The organism is Acinetobacter faecalis, from assembly GCF_034187745.1.
Classification (GTDB): domain Bacteria; phylum Pseudomonadota; class Gammaproteobacteria; order Pseudomonadales; family Moraxellaceae; genus Acinetobacter; species Acinetobacter faecalis.
This window is the reverse complement of record NZ_JAXHPF010000005.1, coordinates 214,261-231,364: the sequence shown is the minus strand read 5'-3', so window position 1 is coordinate 231,364 and position 17,104 is coordinate 214,261. Positions and strand designations below refer to the sequence as shown.

The 17,104-nt window shown below is 35.8% G+C and carries 12 protein-coding genes; 5 read left to right on the top strand and 7 right to left on the bottom strand.

The features are described 5' to 3' along the window. The first annotated feature begins 2 nt into the window (after window positions 1-2). From SKM54_RS07615 to pnp, 4 genes are all read left to right on the top strand, one after another. On the top strand, window positions 3-3,707 hold the full coding sequence (locus SKM54_RS07615; RefSeq protein ID WP_321095033.1) for a UvrD-helicase domain-containing protein: 3,705 nt from the start codon (window positions 3-5) through the stop codon (window positions 3,705-3,707). A 63-nt stretch (window positions 3,708-3,770) separates the two neighbouring features. Beyond that, window positions 3,771-5,537: an exodeoxyribonuclease V subunit alpha gene (recD, locus tag SKM54_RS07610; protein ID WP_407061298.1), complete on the top strand. Its 1,767-nt coding sequence runs from the start codon at window positions 3,771-3,773 to the stop codon at window positions 5,535-5,537. An 807-nt stretch (window positions 5,538-6,344) separates the two neighbouring features. Further along, window positions 6,345-6,614 (top strand): 30S ribosomal protein S15, encoded by a 270-nt coding sequence (gene rpsO / locus SKM54_RS07605; protein ID WP_154772030.1) that lies wholly within the window; start codon window positions 6,345-6,347, stop codon window positions 6,612-6,614. A 261-nt stretch (window positions 6,615-6,875) separates the two neighbouring features. Then, the gene (gene pnp, locus SKM54_RS07600) at window positions 6,876-8,963 is read left to right on the top strand and encodes a polyribonucleotide nucleotidyltransferase (RefSeq protein WP_171501202.1); all 2,088 of its coding nucleotides are present in this window, start codon (window positions 6,876-6,878) and stop codon (window positions 8,961-8,963) included. A gap of 75 nt (window positions 8,964-9,038) precedes the next feature. Here pnp and SKM54_RS07595 read toward each other — a convergent pair whose 3' ends face one another. From SKM54_RS07595 to SKM54_RS07565, 7 genes are all read right to left on the bottom strand, one after another. Beyond that, on the bottom strand, window positions 9,039-9,263 hold the full coding sequence (locus SKM54_RS07595; protein WP_154772032.1) for a YdcH family protein: 225 nt from the start codon (window positions 9,261-9,263) through the stop codon (window positions 9,039-9,041). A gap of 224 nt (window positions 9,264-9,487) precedes the next feature. Beyond that, window positions 9,488-9,751, bottom strand: coding sequence for a YdcH family protein (locus SKM54_RS07590; protein ID WP_154772033.1), 264 nt, complete (start codon window positions 9,749-9,751; stop codon window positions 9,488-9,490). Between the two features lie 255 nt (window positions 9,752-10,006). Further along, complete coding sequence (locus tag SKM54_RS07585; protein WP_154772034.1) at window positions 10,007-10,468, bottom strand: DUF2147 domain-containing protein; 462 nt, start codon at window positions 10,466-10,468, stop codon at window positions 10,007-10,009. A gap of 204 nt (window positions 10,469-10,672) precedes the next feature. Beyond that, window positions 10,673-11,548, bottom strand: coding sequence for an Hsp33 family molecular chaperone HslO (gene hslO / locus SKM54_RS07580; RefSeq protein WP_321095032.1), 876 nt, complete (start codon window positions 11,546-11,548; stop codon window positions 10,673-10,675). 50 nt (window positions 11,549-11,598) lie between these two features. Next, window positions 11,599-13,440, bottom strand: coding sequence for a monovalent cation:proton antiporter-2 (CPA2) family protein (locus SKM54_RS07575; RefSeq protein WP_321095031.1), 1,842 nt, complete (start codon window positions 13,438-13,440; stop codon window positions 11,599-11,601). Between the two features lie 38 nt (window positions 13,441-13,478). After that, complete coding sequence (locus SKM54_RS07570) at window positions 13,479-15,701, bottom strand: primosomal protein N' (RefSeq protein ID WP_321095030.1); 2,223 nt, start codon at window positions 15,699-15,701, stop codon at window positions 13,479-13,481. 232 nt (window positions 15,702-15,933) lie between these two features. After that, complete coding sequence (locus tag SKM54_RS07565) at window positions 15,934-16,143, bottom strand: cold-shock protein (protein ID WP_154772038.1); 210 nt, start codon at window positions 16,141-16,143, stop codon at window positions 15,934-15,936. 603 nt (window positions 16,144-16,746) lie between these two features. On the opposite strand from SKM54_RS07565, the gene SKM54_RS07560 reads away from it, so the two are divergent. Further along, the gene (locus tag SKM54_RS07560) at window positions 16,747-17,082 is read left to right on the top strand and encodes a hypothetical protein (protein WP_321095029.1); all 336 of its coding nucleotides are present in this window, start codon (window positions 16,747-16,749) and stop codon (window positions 17,080-17,082) included. Window positions 17,083-17,104 lie beyond the last annotated feature (22 nt).

The following is a 17,104-nucleotide window of genomic DNA, read 5'->3' as shown; positions in this document are numbered from 1 at the left end:
AAATGAATCATCCTCAAGAATCACAACAGCTTTCTTTTGACCCAATTGTAGATATGCAATTTCAGGGTTTACATTGGATTGAAGCTTCGGCAGGTACAGGAAAAACCTTTACGCTTTCAAGTTTAATGGTGCGTATTTTTCTGGGTTCATATTTACCAAATCAAGTGATTGCAACCACATTTACACGAAAAGCTGCCGCAGAATTAAAGTCACGTATTCGAATGCGTTTGGTCGATACTTTACGCTTTTTTGAGAAGTTTCAGCATTCAATTGATGCAGAAATTCAAACCTTTATTCAGCAAGAAAAAGATCCTTTATATAAGAAAGTTTTAAGTGATTATGCAACGCAAGTTGATTATGCAAGTGGTCGTTTAAAATTGGTGATTGATCAGCTTGATGAACTTTTTGTAGGAACACTCGATAGTTTTAGTCAAAAACTATTACGTGAATTTGCATTTGAAAGTGGAAAAATTGAACGTGCTGAAATTACCGATGATGCGAAAAGCTATACCTTGCAACTTATTCACGATGCTTTGCGTGAATGGATTCAGGAGCAGCCACAAGATGTCGTAAATTATCTACTTTTACAGAAAAAACTAAAATCTGTGGATCATTATGTTGCAGTTGTGGAAAACACTTTAAATTTCGCATCGGCACAATTTCAAGAAATTGAAGCGCCAAAAATTGATTTAGACGGGTTTGAAAAAGCTATTGATCAATTGCTAAAACTGGATTTAAGCCAAGTTGCAACTTTAAGAGAATATTATCTGCCAGATGGTCAGTACAATTCTATTGTGGTAAAAAAGTGGCGTACAGATGACTTGATGCAAAAGACGTTAACCACGTATTTACCTGAACTTTTAACGGCTTTGGCAGAGCAACGAAGTTATGCATTATTCGCTCCTCATTTTGAGCAAACCATTAAATATTTAACTGAATTATCTACCAAAAAAGCACTCAATAAATGTGCTGAAGATGTGCTTGAAAATTTTAATAATCATGTGGTGATTAAAGCATTAAAAGCATTTTTTGAAGAATTATCTCAACTGAATATTAATTTAGATGTACTTGATGCTTACTTAAAATTTACCTTAAGTCAGCAAGTGAAAAAGCGCTTACCTCAAGTCTTACAACAAAAAGGTGAAACGACATTCGCACAGCAAATTCGAACTTTATCTGAAGCTTTACAAGGTGTTCAAGGGCAACGGTTTGCACAGTTTGTACAAGCGAAATATCCATTAATTTTGGTCGATGAATTTCAAGATACCAACCAAGACCAAGACAACATGCTGGCACAAATTTGGCGTGATCAAAAGCGCTATATGCAAGGTTGTATGATTATGGTCGGTGACCCGAAACAAGCTATTTATGGCTTTCGTGGCGGAGATATGTTGACCTATAACAAAGCCCGTGCCGATATTATTGCCAAAAAAGGGCATTTTTATAGTTTGAAATATAACCATCGTTCAACCAAAGAATTGGTTGAAGTTGTAGATGCATTATTTCAACGCCAAATGGATTTTGGCGAAAACGTTTTTTATAGTTTAGTTGAAGCAGGTTTACGTCCGCATCCTGCATTGATCGATGAACATGGTAAAAATCATCAACCTTTACGCTGGTTAATGCTTGAAGATAAAAGCACGGAAGCTATTCAAGTTGCATGGAAAATTCGTGACTTGCTCAATCAAGGAATTGAGAAAAAATTATATTTAGATGAAGTATCACCACATTATTTAATTGCCGATGACATTGCGGTTTTATCTAAAAATCACGATGGTTTAGATAAAACCCAATATGAGTTGGAGCGCTTGGGAATTAAGGTGAATCGTCCATCTAAGCGCAGTGTTTTTGACAGTCAAGTTGCTAAAGATGTTGGCGCTTTTTTAACGGCAATTATGCATCCTTATGATGAAGGAAAAATTAAGCGAGCTTTACTCAGCAGGCTCTTAAACTTCAATTTGCAACAACTGATAGAACTTGAACAGCAGGCTGAAGGTTTAAGTTCCTTTATTTATGATTTCGATTTAATACGTGAAATGTGGTTAGAAAAAGGCTTTTTAACTGCATGGCAATATGCGCTGAATTTATTCAGAATTTGGGAAAACTTAGTTGCCACACAAAGCCGAGACAATGAGCGATCGGTCGTAAATTTACGCCATTTAACTGAGCTGCTCAGTCAACATAGTGAGCAATATCAAGGTGCTCAAAGTCTGTATCATTGGTATTTAAAGCAGCTTCAATCGCCAAGTGAACGAGAGTGGGAGCTTGAACGAAAACTGTCGAATGAGGCAGGCGTTCAGTTGATGACCATTCATCAATCTAAAGGCTTAGAGTTTAAAATTGTCTTTTTACTGGGTGCAGATAAAGACTTTCGTGAAATGGGGAAAACTTTAAACTTTTCCACAGTTGAACAATTCAATCCACAAACAGGTAAAACTGAACTGCAACGTGTTGTGGCGGTTAATAATGAACTCATTGTTTCAGAACAAGATGTTGGTCAACACAATGAACGAGCAGAAGCCGAACAGCATCGTTTATGGTATGTGGCTTTAACTCGTGCAAGTTATCGTGTTTATGCCATGTTGCAGGATGTAAAAGGAAAGTCGAATACAGGTTTGGCATTTTGGCGTGGTCAAGGTGCAGATGTTTTTCAGCATCCTTTTAGTGTAGATGAACCGCTACTTACCGAGCGTCCATTAGCGCTTAAAGCATCAGATGTAGAACCGAAATCTTTACAAGCACAGCAATTTCCAACACAACGTTTTTATCCTAGAACAAAAACCAGTTTCAGTGCTTTGGCGCAACATTTAACCCGTAAACAAGCCATAGATGCTTTGGCGGCTAAAACTGAAAAAATGGAAAGTGCTGAAGATGAAATCAATGTCCTTCCTGAAATTGAAACCATAACGACTCAACCCATTTCATGGATTAAGCGTAATTTTCCAATGGGAACATTGGCAGGTAATTTCTTACATGAAATTTTTGAACATATCAATTTTCAAGATACGAGTGAATGGTCGTTAGAAATTCATCGTCGTTTTAAAAATGATTATCCAAGTTTATTGTTAGAGCTTTCTGAAAAATATCATCAAGAATTTACTGACGGTACGGAAGATCAACTCATTGCTTTAATGGCTGAATGGCTTAAAGAAGTTTTAACTACGCCATTACATGATGATTTTCAGCTTAATCAGTTAAGTTCGGAAAATCATTTGTCTGAGTTTCCATTTTATTTGTCATTGTCAGATCATGTCTTAGCAACAAAACGGATTTATCAGTTATTCGCAGAATACGGTATTGAAATGCTCGAGTTGAATGAGACAAATTCGGCACGTTATTTAACAGGATCTATCGACTTGGTTTATTTTGATGGTAAGCAATATCAAATCGCCGATTATAAAAGTAATTTTTTAGGTACAGACCAATCTCAATATAATATTGAGGAAATTCAGAAGAGTATGTCGCAAGCGAGTTATTGGTTACAGGCAGGTTTGTATTTGGTTGCTTTGCACCGTTATTTAACAGCACAAATGGAAAATTACGATATTCATCAACATTTGGGTGGCGCAAGTTATCTATATTTAAGAGGGATGAATGGCGAAAAATTGCAAGGCATACACTACTGGAAACCTGATACAGAATTTATTTTGCGACTTGATTCTATATTAGGCAGTTTTACTGTCGATAAACTACTCGAAAAAGTCTAATTCATTAAAAAAAGAGTTGATTAAACATGATATTAGTCTGTGGATAACTTTGAGGATAATTGTGTGGAAAACAAGCGTGGAACGATTAAACAACAACCTGAAAGCCAAGCTGTAGAATGGTTTCAAATCTGGAGTGATTTTTTAATAAAGTCGCCGTTTAATCATGCAGAAAAAACGGAAAATTCCACAAAAATTATGCAAGATGTTTTAGAAGCTGCAACGCAGGGCGATAGCTGTATAAGCTTAAATCTAGAAGATGTTGAAGCTTTAAATGGCTTAGTGATTCATGAAAATGATGTTTCTAACCAAAATATAGCGCCTTTTGTTCATGATAATCAGTATTTATATTTATACCGTTATTGGGCATTAGAGTACGAACTTTGTCAGCAAGTACAACGTTTAAAAAATCAAAAAGTTTCCGCTATTTCACTGAATAAATATCATGATTTATTAGAAGATACCTATCAAAAGAAAGCCCTAGAAATGGTGGCTGAAAATGGTTTTAGTATTATTACAGGTGGGCCAGGTACAGGTAAAACCTACACCTTGGCACGTATTATTGCTGTGCTCAATCAAGAAATTTCAGACATTCGAATTGCAATGGCAGCACCCACAGGTAAGGCTGCACAGCGAATGAAAGAGGCACTTCAGAAATCTTTTGAAGATGAAAAACTACAAGATTTATTAAGTGATGATTTAAAACGGCTTACACCCATTACCATTCATCGACTTTTAGGTTTGGGTAATAGCCATCAACCACGTTTTCATGAAAAACAACCATTGCCTTACGATGTGATTGTGGTCGATGAAGCTTCAATGCTTGATTTGAATTTGGCGAACATGCTGTTTGCTGCAATACCAGATCACGCCCGACTTATTTTATTAGGCGATGCAAATCAGCTTGCTTCAGTAGATGTAGGTTCTGTGTTGGCAGATTTACAGCAAGTAGAATCGTTTAAAGATAACTTTGTAAATTTAGTGACAAGTCGTCGATTTAAAGAAGGTGCTTTAATTGGTGAAATGGCGAAATTTATTCAACAATCGCATGATCATCAATCTATAGATTCTATTTTAGATGCTTTTCATAAAGCGGTTGTACAACCAACTAAATTATCAGAAATTATTTTATCTAAGGGTATGCAAGATCAGGTGAATTTGGAATATTTACCTTCAGAGCTTTCAAATCAATCAGACTTAACTACGTATTATGACAAGTTGATGTTAGGTTATACATCTTATGTAAAAGCACTAAAACAATATTTAGAAAGTGATGAGCCTGATTTACTCGTAAACTCTATCGTTCAAATTTTTGATGACTATAGAATTTTAACGGCAATACGTCATGGTGCATTTGGTTTAGCGCAAATTAATTATCAAATTGAACAGCGAGTTTTAGCGCAATTAAACATAATGAAGCAGGGTGATTGGTATGTTGGACGCCCTGTGATGATGACCTATAACGACTATCAACTGGGTTTATCTAATGGTGATATTGGAATTTGTTTTAAGCAAATGAAAGATGGAAAAGCACAGTTTAATGTCTATTTCCCGAGCTTAGAAAAATGGGTGCTTGCAACACGGTTACCGAAAAATATTGAAACCGCATTTGCATTAACTATTCATAAATCACAAGGTTCAGAATTTACGCATACTACGGTTGTTTTAGATCAGGCGGCACAAACTTTATTAAGCAAAGAGTTGATTTATACAGCAATTACACGTGCAAAAGCTGCGGTGAGTGTATTGGCCGATCAGCAATCTTTGTTACAAGCATTAATGGTAAAAACCTCTAGAAGAAGTGGACTACAAAATAAATTGAACAATTTTTAAAAATTAATGGCTGATTTTAAATGCTTTTTTAAATTTTGTACGAAATGGCTTACACGAATTCAGGAGATTGGCGTATAGAGCTATGCCATTATTTTTGAGAAGATTACTTCGTACAACAAGTTTAGCAAGGATTGCTAAACATAATCGTAAAAGAATAAGAATAACGTCATTAGACAACGAGCTTACATTGAAGTAGGTGAAAGAGGAAACTTACAGCCGCTAAGCCTTGTAGTTTTGGGAGAGACTACAAGGTTTTTCTTTGTCCAAAATATAATTATAAAAATAAGTCACTCGCTGTAAGTAAAAACTTACAAATTAATACGAAAATGTCTAATTGATCACATTTTAAAATCTGTCAAAATAACTTCATCAACTTAATACATACATCACTTGTGATATATGTATTTATAACTAAAAAATGCGTAAAGCATTAAAGAATAAAAATAAATAAAATAACAAGAACGATAAAAGAAGAAAATACAGCGCACGAATAAAGCGGTTTGGGCTTGCCCAAGCCGCTTTATTTATTTAATTGTTAATATATATAGGTAGTACTCATAAATAAATTAACAAAATGTTGATATTCGGTGAAAGTGTGTACCTTTTGTGGTTTTTGTATGTATCTCTACATTTTTATTTTATAGCTTGAGTTGATTAAATAGACATCAAATTTCTCTTTTGCAATTCAATGCTTTTTCCCTTAAAATGCTTAACTTGCTGTAGTGATGCACGGCAGTCAAATTGGTTTTGAAGAACCAGTTTGATTCGTATCAAATGAAACCAATATAAGCATCTCGGAGAAATCGAATGGCTTTAACAAACGCAGATCGCGCAGAGATCATTGCAAAATTCGCTCGCGCTGAAAACGACACTGGTTCTCCAGAAGTTCAAGTAGCACTTTTATCTGCTCAAATCAATGATTTACAAGGTCACTTCAAAGAGCACAAACACGACCATCATAGCCGTCGCGGTCTTATCCGTATGGTTAACCAACGTCGTAAGCTTCTTGATTACCTTAAAGGTAAAGATGCTACTCGTTACAGCGCTTTGATTGCTGCTTTAGGTTTACGTCGTTAATTCGATTTAAGCTTTGTTTTTCGAATTATTGCATGTTATTTGCTCTAGTACAGAAAACAAAAGAATATCTAGTCTCGGCTAGATAATGGGGAAGGGGCGAATGTTCGCTCCTTCTTTGTGTTTAAAATTAGTATGTTTGATTCTGGTGAGGTCGGCTTCTAAGCTTTGTCATTTATACTGCAAGACTATTTTTAGTTGTTGTGAATGCCAAACCTTAGGGGTCTCCACTAGAATAATTTCGGGAAACAAAAATACATGTCAATGTTTAATATTATTCGTAAAGAATTCCAATATGGTCAACATAATGTAATTTTAGAAACAGGTCGCGTTGCACGTCAGGCGAACACTGTTGTAATTACTATGGGTGGCGTACAAGTTCTTGTTGCTATTGTGGCTCAGCCTAAAGCAAAAGCAGGTCAAGACTTTTTTCCATTAACAGTTAACTACCAAGAAAAACAATATGCTGCGGGTCGTATCCCAGGTGGTTATGGTAAGCGTGAAGGTCGTCAATCTGAAGCTGAAACTTTAATTTCACGTCTTATTGACCGTCCAATTCGTCCATTATTCCCAGAAGGTTTCTACAACGAAATTCAAGTAACAGCGACTGTTATTTCTTCTGACAAAACTATGGATGCCGATATTGCTGCAATGCTTGGTACTTCAGCTGCCATGTCAATTGCTGGTGTTCCATTCCGTGGCCCAGTTGGTGGTGCACGCGTTGGTTTAATCAATGGTGAATACATTCTTAACCCTAACCACGAACAAATGAAAGATTCTGATCTTGATCTTGTTGTTGCGGGTACAGAATCTGCAGTACTTATGGTTGAATCTGAAGCGAAAGAACTTTCAGAAGACCAAATGCTTGGTGCTGTATTGTTTGGTCATGACGAAATGCAAATCGCGATTCAAGCAATTAAAGAATTTGCTGCAGCTGCAGGCGCGGTTGAATCTACTTGGGTTGCTCCAGTTAAAAACGAAGAACTTCTTGCTAAATTAAAAGAAGCTTTCGAAGCTAAAATCTCTGAAGCATATACAATTGCTGTTAAACAAGATCGTTATGCAGCGCTTGATGCACTTCATGCTGAAGCAGTTGCTCAGTTCGTTCCTGAAGAAGATGAAACAGGTATTGCAGCTGAAGTTGACGAATTATTCGAAGACCTTAAATACCGTACAGTACGTGACAACATCTTATCTGGTAAGCCACGTATTGATGGTCGTGATACTAAAACTGTTCGTGCAATCGACGTACAAGTTGGTGTATTAGATCGCGCTCATGGTTCTGCATTGTTCACGCGTGGTGAAACTCAAGCGTTAGTAACAACAACTTTGGGTAATACTCGTGATGCGTTAATGGTAGATACATTAGCGGGTACGAAAACTGATAACTTTATGCTTCACTACAACTTCCCTGCATACTCTGTAGGTGAAACTGGTCGTGAATCTGGTCCTAAACGTCGTGAAATTGGTCATGGTCGTTTGGCACGTCGTGGTGTTCAGGCAGTTCTTCCTGCAGCTGACCGCTTCCCGTATGTAATTCGTATCGTATCAGACATCACAGAATCTAACGGTTCATCTTCAATGGCTTCTGTTTGTGGTGCTTCATTATCACTTATGGATGCAGGTGTTCCACTTAAAGCACCAGTTGCTGGTATCGCGATGGGTCTTGTGAAAGAAGGCGAGCGTTTCGCAGTTCTTTCTGACATCTTAGGTGATGAAGATCATTTAGGCGATATGGACTTTAAAGTAGCAGGTTCTGCAAACGGTATTACTGCACTTCAAATGGACATCAAGATCGAAGGTATTACTGAAGAGATCATGGAGTCTGCATTAAACCAAGCTTATGCTGGTCGTATGCACATCTTGAACGAAATGAACCAAGTAATTTCACGCGCTCGTTCTGAAATTTCTATGCATGCGCCTACATTCCAAGTGATCAATATCAACCCAGATAAGATCCGTGATGTAATTGGTAAAGGCGGCGCGACTATTCGTGCGATCACTGAAGAAACTAAAGCTGCAATCGATATTGAAGATAACGGTACAGTTCGCGTATTTGGTGAAACTAAAGCTGCTGCTGCTGCTGCGGTTGCTAAAATCCAAGCACTTACTGCTGAAATCGAACCAGGTACACTTTATGTAGGTAAAGTTATCCGTATCGTTGAATTTGGTGCGTTCGTAAACATCCTTCCAGGTACAGATGGCTTACTTCATATTTCTCAAATCTCTAACGAACGCATTGCGAACGTTGCAGACGTGTTGAAAGAAGGTCAAGAAGTTAAAGTACAAGTTGCGGATGTAGATAACCGTGGCCGTATTAAATTAACAATGAAAGACATCGAACAAGCATAATTGTTTGAAGTTTTAATTGTTTAAAAAGCCCGCATAATGCGGGCTTTTTTATTGTGGGTGTTTATAAATTAGAGATTATTCGGTAGATGTTTCAGCTTGTTTAAGCATGACATAAAGCTCATCCTTAAGTTTGAGTTTCTTTCTTTTTAGTAAATCGATGTCCTCGACATTACTGGTAACAGGGTCTTTTTCTAAACGAATAATTTCATGATCTAGTGCATTATGTTCTTCAAAAATTTTTGAAAAATGCGCATTACTTTGTTTGAGTTTACTAATTAACGAACGATATTCTGGGAACATTGCATTACCTCATCGAGCTTGAAAAAGATGCCTAATAAACTAAATTTAGGCAGTGTTTATTTCTGTTTATAATTTAAGATTAGCACTTTGGGTAAGAAAAGACATAAAAAATATAAGTGATTGTGTTGCGAGTATGTAAGATTTTTTTAATATTTAAATTTATATAAAACCGTATATTCATATTACTGAATATACGGTTTTAATATTCTTAATTTTTTATGTATTTAGACATTCAGTTCAGATTTAAAATGACTCAATAGCCGATACATTTCATCTTTAAGCTTTAGTTTTTTGCGTTTTAAGCTTTCTATAGAATCGTTAATTAAATTTACAGGATTCTGCTCTAGATGATTAATTTCTTTATCTAAGATTTCATGCTCTTCGAAAATCTTGGCAAAGTGAGGATTGTCTTCACGTAATTTTTGTATGATCTCCCGAAATTCGGGGAACATATGTTTTAGTTTTTTATTGCATTCCTTAGTGTTCATAAGCCATTTAAACCCTCATCTGAGTGATTGGGATGACATATTTAGAATATATATGTCACATATATAACGGTATTTTTTACTATTTTATAAGCCTTTTATTTGCTTATTAGTTAGATGCAATAAGAGGTATAAATCCTCTAATTTGAATTATTATTAAGCGATTTTTACATATTACAGTATTGCAAAACTGTACCTTATTGTTTCTAAATGTGACAAAAAAGTACATAAAAAATTTATCTAATTCATTAAAATTTCTTAATATTTTACCCATGTTAAGTTACGACCAATCGTACTGTTTGGTAGAGTATTGCGTAAACTCAAGTGTTTGCCGTTGTTGCTCAGTCGAACATGACTTTTATATTCAAGACCTGTTTTTGGATCTCTGTATGTTCCATTGCTAAATTCTAGTTTATTTTTGCTGGATGCTTTTAGGTTATATAGCGTTAAAAATCCGACAAGCGGTTTGTTTTTAAACTGCCCCTTGCATTGAGTGCATGTACTAACAAGAGGGGCACCTGGAGCAGCACGTATTTCAATAATTGTGGCTTTGTAAGAGCCATCTTTCATCTTGCTGATTTGTATATCTGACAGTGAGTAGCCAGTGCGTTCATCTATTGTTCTCCACTTTCCAATAAGTGGATCTATATTTGCAAAGCTGTAATTTGAGAGTAAAGCGATACCTAATATGCTTATTGGCTTAAGAAACTTTCTATACATGGGAGAGTGAGCCTAAAATTATAAGATCGATTTTTCTAAACAATCTATAAAAATAAATAAGGCGTATTTATAGCGTTCTTTTCATTATTTAAAACATGAAGAAACACGGGAATTGTTAAGCTATTCACATAAGTGGTGTTTTATTGTTTTAATTTTAGGCAAATAAAAAAGGATGACAAAAATCATCCTTTTTTATAGAGAAACTTAACTTAAATGTTCGCCAAAAAGAGCGAGTGCTTCTTCTGCTGTAAATTGATAGCGGGTATTACAGAATTGGCAATCCATTTCAATTGGGTTTTGATGTTCTAAAGTTTCACGAACAGCATTTACACCAATTTGTTCGAGCGCGGTTTCACAGCGTTCTTTAGAACATGTGCAACCAAATTTAAGTTGTTCAGCATCTGGCAAACGAACGTCTTCTTCGTTGTATAAACGATAAAGAATTTCTGTTGCAGGAAGATCTGTGAGCTCATCTTTTTTCAATGTTGATGTCAACATTGTCATACGTGGCCATAAATCTTCATCTACAATTTTTTGTTCTTCTTCATTATTACGTGGTAATAATTGAATGAGTAAGCCACCTGAACGTTGGCCATTACTTGCTAAGCTAATGCGTGTTGGAAGCTGTGCAGAGAGATCATAATATTGCATTAAGCAACTTGCTAAATTGGGCTTATCTAAAGGAACAATACCTTGGTAGCGTTCGCCAAATTCAGGTTCAATATTAATAAATAGAACAGGGCTTACAAGCGTTTTAAATACCGTGCTGCTATCTTCAGCATGTTCAAAAATAGGGTCCGATTCATAGTCAGCTAAAGCACGAACTTCACCCAAATGGTTACATTCAGCCATTGCCCATTGCAGTGCACCTGAAGCTTGAATTTGAAGACTAATGCGTCCTTTAATTTTCAAGGTGCTTGCAAGTAATGCAGTTGCACTCAGCATTTCACCCAACAAAATTTGAATTGCAGGTGCATAGTCACGTTGTGCAAGGATTATTTGCAAAGCTTCTTCAAGATGAACAACTTCACCACGAATAGGGCTATCTTCAATATAAAAGCGTTGACGTAAATCAGACATAAATTTCTCCATAACCCTAACTTAATGGTGACGATATTTTAAAACACAAGTCATTTAGATTCATCATGAGTAACATCAATTCGATGCGCTTCTAATCCACGTTTTAAGTCGACACCTGTTGTGGTTTCTCGTGTGATTGCATCATTTTCAAATAAATGTTCAAGTTCTGCTAAGGCATTACGATGTGATTCATAAATTTTTTCTTCATCTGTATAGACACGTTGTTGTTGTGCCAAAGATTTTTCATCGTAATCTCGGAATAATTCAATACTTTTATAAGCATCGTTTTCGCTAATTCCTAAATCACAAAGTACGCGATACGCCATGCCTAATGAAGATAAGTAAGTTTCACGCCAAATATGTTCAATTCCTAAATCTCTTAATAAATGAACATGATGACGATCACGCGCACGAACCAAGAGTTTTAAATCTGGATAATTTAGGCGAATATGACGTGCGATATTCATTGAATCTTCAATATCATCAATTGCTAAAACAAAAACTTTAGCATGCTCAATCCCTGAAGAACGTAAGATGTCAGGTTGAGTTGCATCGCCATAATAAACTTTACCGCCATATTTTCTAACGAAATCTACTTTTTCTAAACTAATATCAATTGCGGTAAAAGGTAAATGTTGTAAGTGCGCAACACGTGCAATAATTTGTCCAAAACGACCAAAACCCGCAATAATCATCGGTATGTTTGTGTTGGGAATTTCATCATAAACAGGCGTTATTTTTTTATCGAATAGCGGAATAATAAAACGGTTAATCAGCCAATATAAAATTGGAGTTAAAACCATAGATAAAGTCACAATAAGTGTGAGCGGTTGAATCATGGCCTGGCTAAGTACTTGTTCACTTTGCGCAACGTTAAATATAACAAATGCGAACTCACCACCTTGGGCTAAGCAAGCTGCAAGTAATAAGCTATTACGCCATGAATATTTGAAATAGCGTGCAATTGCAGTTAATGAAATTATTTTTATGATGAGTAAGGCAATTGTTCCACCAATAATTAGCCATGGCATATCGACTAATAAAGACAGTTGTGTGGTCATGCCTACAGTCATAAAGAATAAGCCAAGTAATAAGCCTTTAAATGGGGCAATACTTGCTTCTAATTCGTGACGGAATTCTGAGTCTGCTAAAAGAACACCTGTTAAGAATGCACCAAGCGTGGTGCTAATACCTAAAACATCCATTAAAGAGACAACAGCTAAAACAATAAATAGTCCGACTGCTGTTATAAGTTCATGTGCGCCACTTTTTGCAACAAAGCGGAAAAATGGGCGCATTAAATAGCGACTAAATAAAAATAAACCTGTAAATGTTGCGATAATTGCAGCGAAATAAGCGACACCATGATGTACAGAATTATTGCCTGCAAGTAGTGGAATAATTGCAATTAGAGGAATGGCAGCAATATCTTGAAAGAGCAAAATAGAAAAAGATTGCTGACCGTGTGTTGTATTTAATTCTTGTTTTTCATTGAGTAGTTGCAGAGCAAAGGCAGTAGATGAAAGAGCCAATGCAAAACCAATAACAATGCTTGCAGATAAATTTTGGTTTAATGCGAATAATGTTACTGCTGCTAGAATAATGCCTGTAATAGCAACTTGAGCACTACCGATTACAAAAATAGATTTACGAAGTTCCCATAAGCGTTGTGGTCGTAGCTCTAAACCAATAATGAACATCAATAAGATGACGCCAAACTCTGCAAGCTTTTGAATAGATTCAGGGTCATTTGCAATATTGAAAACACTTGGTCCTAGCACAACACCTGTAAATAAATAGCCGAGTACTGTTGCAATACCAAAGCGCTTGAGCAAAGGTACAAAAACTAAAGATGCTCCAAGAAAAATGGTAATTTGCAACAATAATGACATGCGCTGTCCTAAAAAAGCTTAAGTGGTTTGATGCTAACTTAGCTGAGTTCTTGAGGGTCTATATCTAAGCTTAGTTTCATGCCAGATGGCTTTTGTTGCAACATGTTTTGCCACCATTGGCGAATATAAAAATGTAATCTGGCTCTATCTGTCGATAACAAAACCATATGTGCTTGAAAGCGGCCCGCTTTTCTTTCCATTGGAGCAGGAATTGGGCCCCAAATATCAATTAGGTTTTCTGAGTTATCACGTAGTAATTGAGCGTGCTGTTTGAGGAAGTCTTGATTAATATCTTGGCTTTTTGATTCACAGCGAATAAGTGCTGAGTAACGAGCAGGAGGGAGTAAAGCCATTTTTCGTTCAGCTAAAGTTTGCTGTGCAAATTGGCGGTAATCTTCCTTAACTAAAGTATTTAATAAAGGATGATCTGGACGTAATGTTTGTAAATAAACATCACCTTTACGTTCTCCACGACCCGCACGACCTGCAACCTGAACAATCAGTTGTGCTGTACGTTCAGGTGCACGGAAATCTACACTTAATAAGCCTGAATCTATATCTAAAATGGCAACCAAAGTGACATAAGGGAAGTGGTGTCCTTTTGCGAGCATTTGTGTGCCCAATAAAATGACAGGTTCACTGGTTTGAATGCGATCATAAATTTTCTGCCAACTTCCAACACGACTTGTAGAGTCGCGATCTACTCGAATCACGTCAAAGTCAGGGAATAATTTATTTAAGTGATCTTCAACTTTTGCTGTTCCCATGCCAATAGGTTTTAATTCTGTGTGATTACATTGCGGACATTGGTCGGGTTTTCTATGAATTGTTCCACAATGATGACAGTGTAAATGTAGATAAGGCTTATTGTGTAAAGTGAAATTAGCATCGCAATTTGGGCATTTAGCTTGCCAAGCACAACTATCGCAAATAAGCACGGGTGCATAACCACGACGATTTAGAAAAATTAAAACTTGTTCTTTTTTTTCTAATCTTTTTTGTATTTCTTGAATTAAAGCTTGGCTAATACCATGCTGTTTTTGAGCGATTTTTAAATCGAGCACATGAATTTTAGGCATGATAGCCGAACCTGCACGTTGGTTCAGCTCTAACTTTTTCATTTTGCCTTGATCAACCAAAGCATAACTATCAATACTTGGTGTTGCTGAGCCTAATATAATAGGGCAACTTTCTAAATGGGCACGGTATAAAGCGACATCACGTGCGTGGTAGCGGAAACCTTCTTGTTGTTTAAATGAAAGATCATGTTCTTCATCTAAAATAATTAAGCCTAAATTAGGAAGCGGGGTGTAAATTGCAGAACGCGTTCCCAAAATAATAGATGCTTTTCCTGCTTGAGCATGTTGCCATGCTTGTAAGCGTTTGGTGTCATTTAAGCCAGAATGTAGTAGGGCAATATTGCAATGAAAGCGAGATTGGAAACGGCTAACAGTTTGTGGTGTGAGTCCAATTTCAGGTACAAGGACTAAAACTTGTTGCCCTTTTTTTAATACTTCCTGCATGATTTGTAAATAAACTTCAGTTTTACCACTGCCTGTTAAGCCATCGAGTAAAAAAGCCTGATATTTATTTTGATATTTCAAAATAGTATCTATCGCATTTTTTTGATCAGGATTTGCTGTTAATGGCATTTGAGCCATACTTACAGGTACAGGAGATAAATCTTGTTTCTCTAAAATACATTCGCAAATTTGTTTTTTTTCTAATGCTTTTAAAGTACTTGTTTCAATTCCTGCTAAGTTTAGAACACTCTCAGTTGTTCCAACAGGATGAAGTTTTAAAATTTTATAAGCTTCTTGCTGTTTCTCGGAGCGTTTAAGTTTACTCTCAGCATCTAAATCTAATAAATTCCAGACTCTTGCAAGAATATCGGCAGGCTTACCTTGGCGAAGTAAGGTTGGTAATGCGGCTTGCATTACTTCACCAATTGGAAATTGATAATACTGTGCAGACCAAGTGAGTAGCTTTAAAACATTTGTATCTAAGATTGCACGATCATCTAATAATTCTGTAATTGCTTTGAGTTTAAAAGCAGGATCAATAGGTGCATCTAATGGAAGTTTTTCCATCACAATACCAACTAAGTTTTGACGCCCGAATGAAACTAAAACACGCGCTCCAACTTCAACTTGTTGATACTGTTCAGGACTGAGCATGTAGTCAAAACAATCGTATAAATAAACAGGGACAGCAACGCGAATACGATGAGTGCCTGAACTGTTTGAATAGACATTTTGCATAATGCTGAATGAAGTCCTTTTTATTTGAATGTGATATTAAATTTTGATGCGTGAAAATTGAAGTGCTCAGTAAGGAATATGAATGATTTTAGTCGTTGAATGCAACTACGCAAAGAGAAATTATAGTTTTGGTTGTTGTGACAGGGAGTGAGCTATATATATTTAAGTTGTCATTGTAAAAAGTACAGACGAAAAAAAAGCACTATAAAGTGCTTTTTTTATTCATTGCTAATTAAAGAGCAACGATGTTTACAGCGTTCGGGCCTTTTTGACCTTGAGCGATGCTGAAAGAAACCTTTTGGCCTTCAGCTAAAGTTTTGAAACCTGAACCAGTGATTTCGCTGAAATGAGCAAAAACGTCTGGACCTGATTCTTGTTGAATGAAACCGAAACCTTTAGTTTCGTTGAACCATTTTACTGTACCAGTAACTGTGTTAGACATGATATATCCTACATAAATTTGATGACTGTAGCCATTTTAAGGTGGCTGATAATAACTTTGAAAAATACAGAAAGTTTAATATCTGAAAAAACGAAGGATTATGACTAAAACTGCGATACTTAAAGAAGGTTACTAAACAAGAATTTTTCTAGTTGAGGTAATCATATATGAAATAGAAAAATTATCAAGACCTATATATGAAAAAATGTGTGCTCTTGTATGTCGATATTTTAAGTGCCAAATAACGTGATTTTTTACTATTAGTGATACTGCAGATTGTGAAAAACTTTGAATTAGAGATGAGTGTTCTTATTTATTTAAATGGGAATAATTCTATATTCAGTTTTTATGGGATATATCATTTTTCTTTATTGGATAATTCAATTTAATGGTAAATGATAATAAATATCAGTATCTATTTATAATATAAGTAATTGTTTATTATTGATTAAATATAATAATTGTTTGTGGTATTTATAATAAGAATTATTCCCATATGTATTGATTACAATAATCGGAAAATGTGAAGAAATATAGACTTTCTATTTATTTAAAACCTTGCATAATGTCTACATGGTAACCAATTTGCTGAAGGAGGATGGTATGAAAGCATTAATTTTGTCAGATGAAATCAATCTATTTCATTGGTCTGTGCTGAAATCTGTTCTTTTAATTTTAAGCATACTTCCATTGAGCCAAGGTATTTTACATGTTTGGCAATCTACAGAAGGTAGTAGCCAAATTATGGTTGGCTTTTTTGCATTAAGCTTACTAAGTTCATTGTTTATTTTGAGCTTTTGGTCTGCATTGCAAGCAACAGTATTAAAATTAAAACAACAAGAAACAACAGCGTTTGAACAACGAATGATTGGTTTATACAGTTATGTACCTATGATTTCACTTGCAGCGATGATTTCTTATTTAGTTGCTCACATTTAAATCTATTTCAATAAAAAACCGA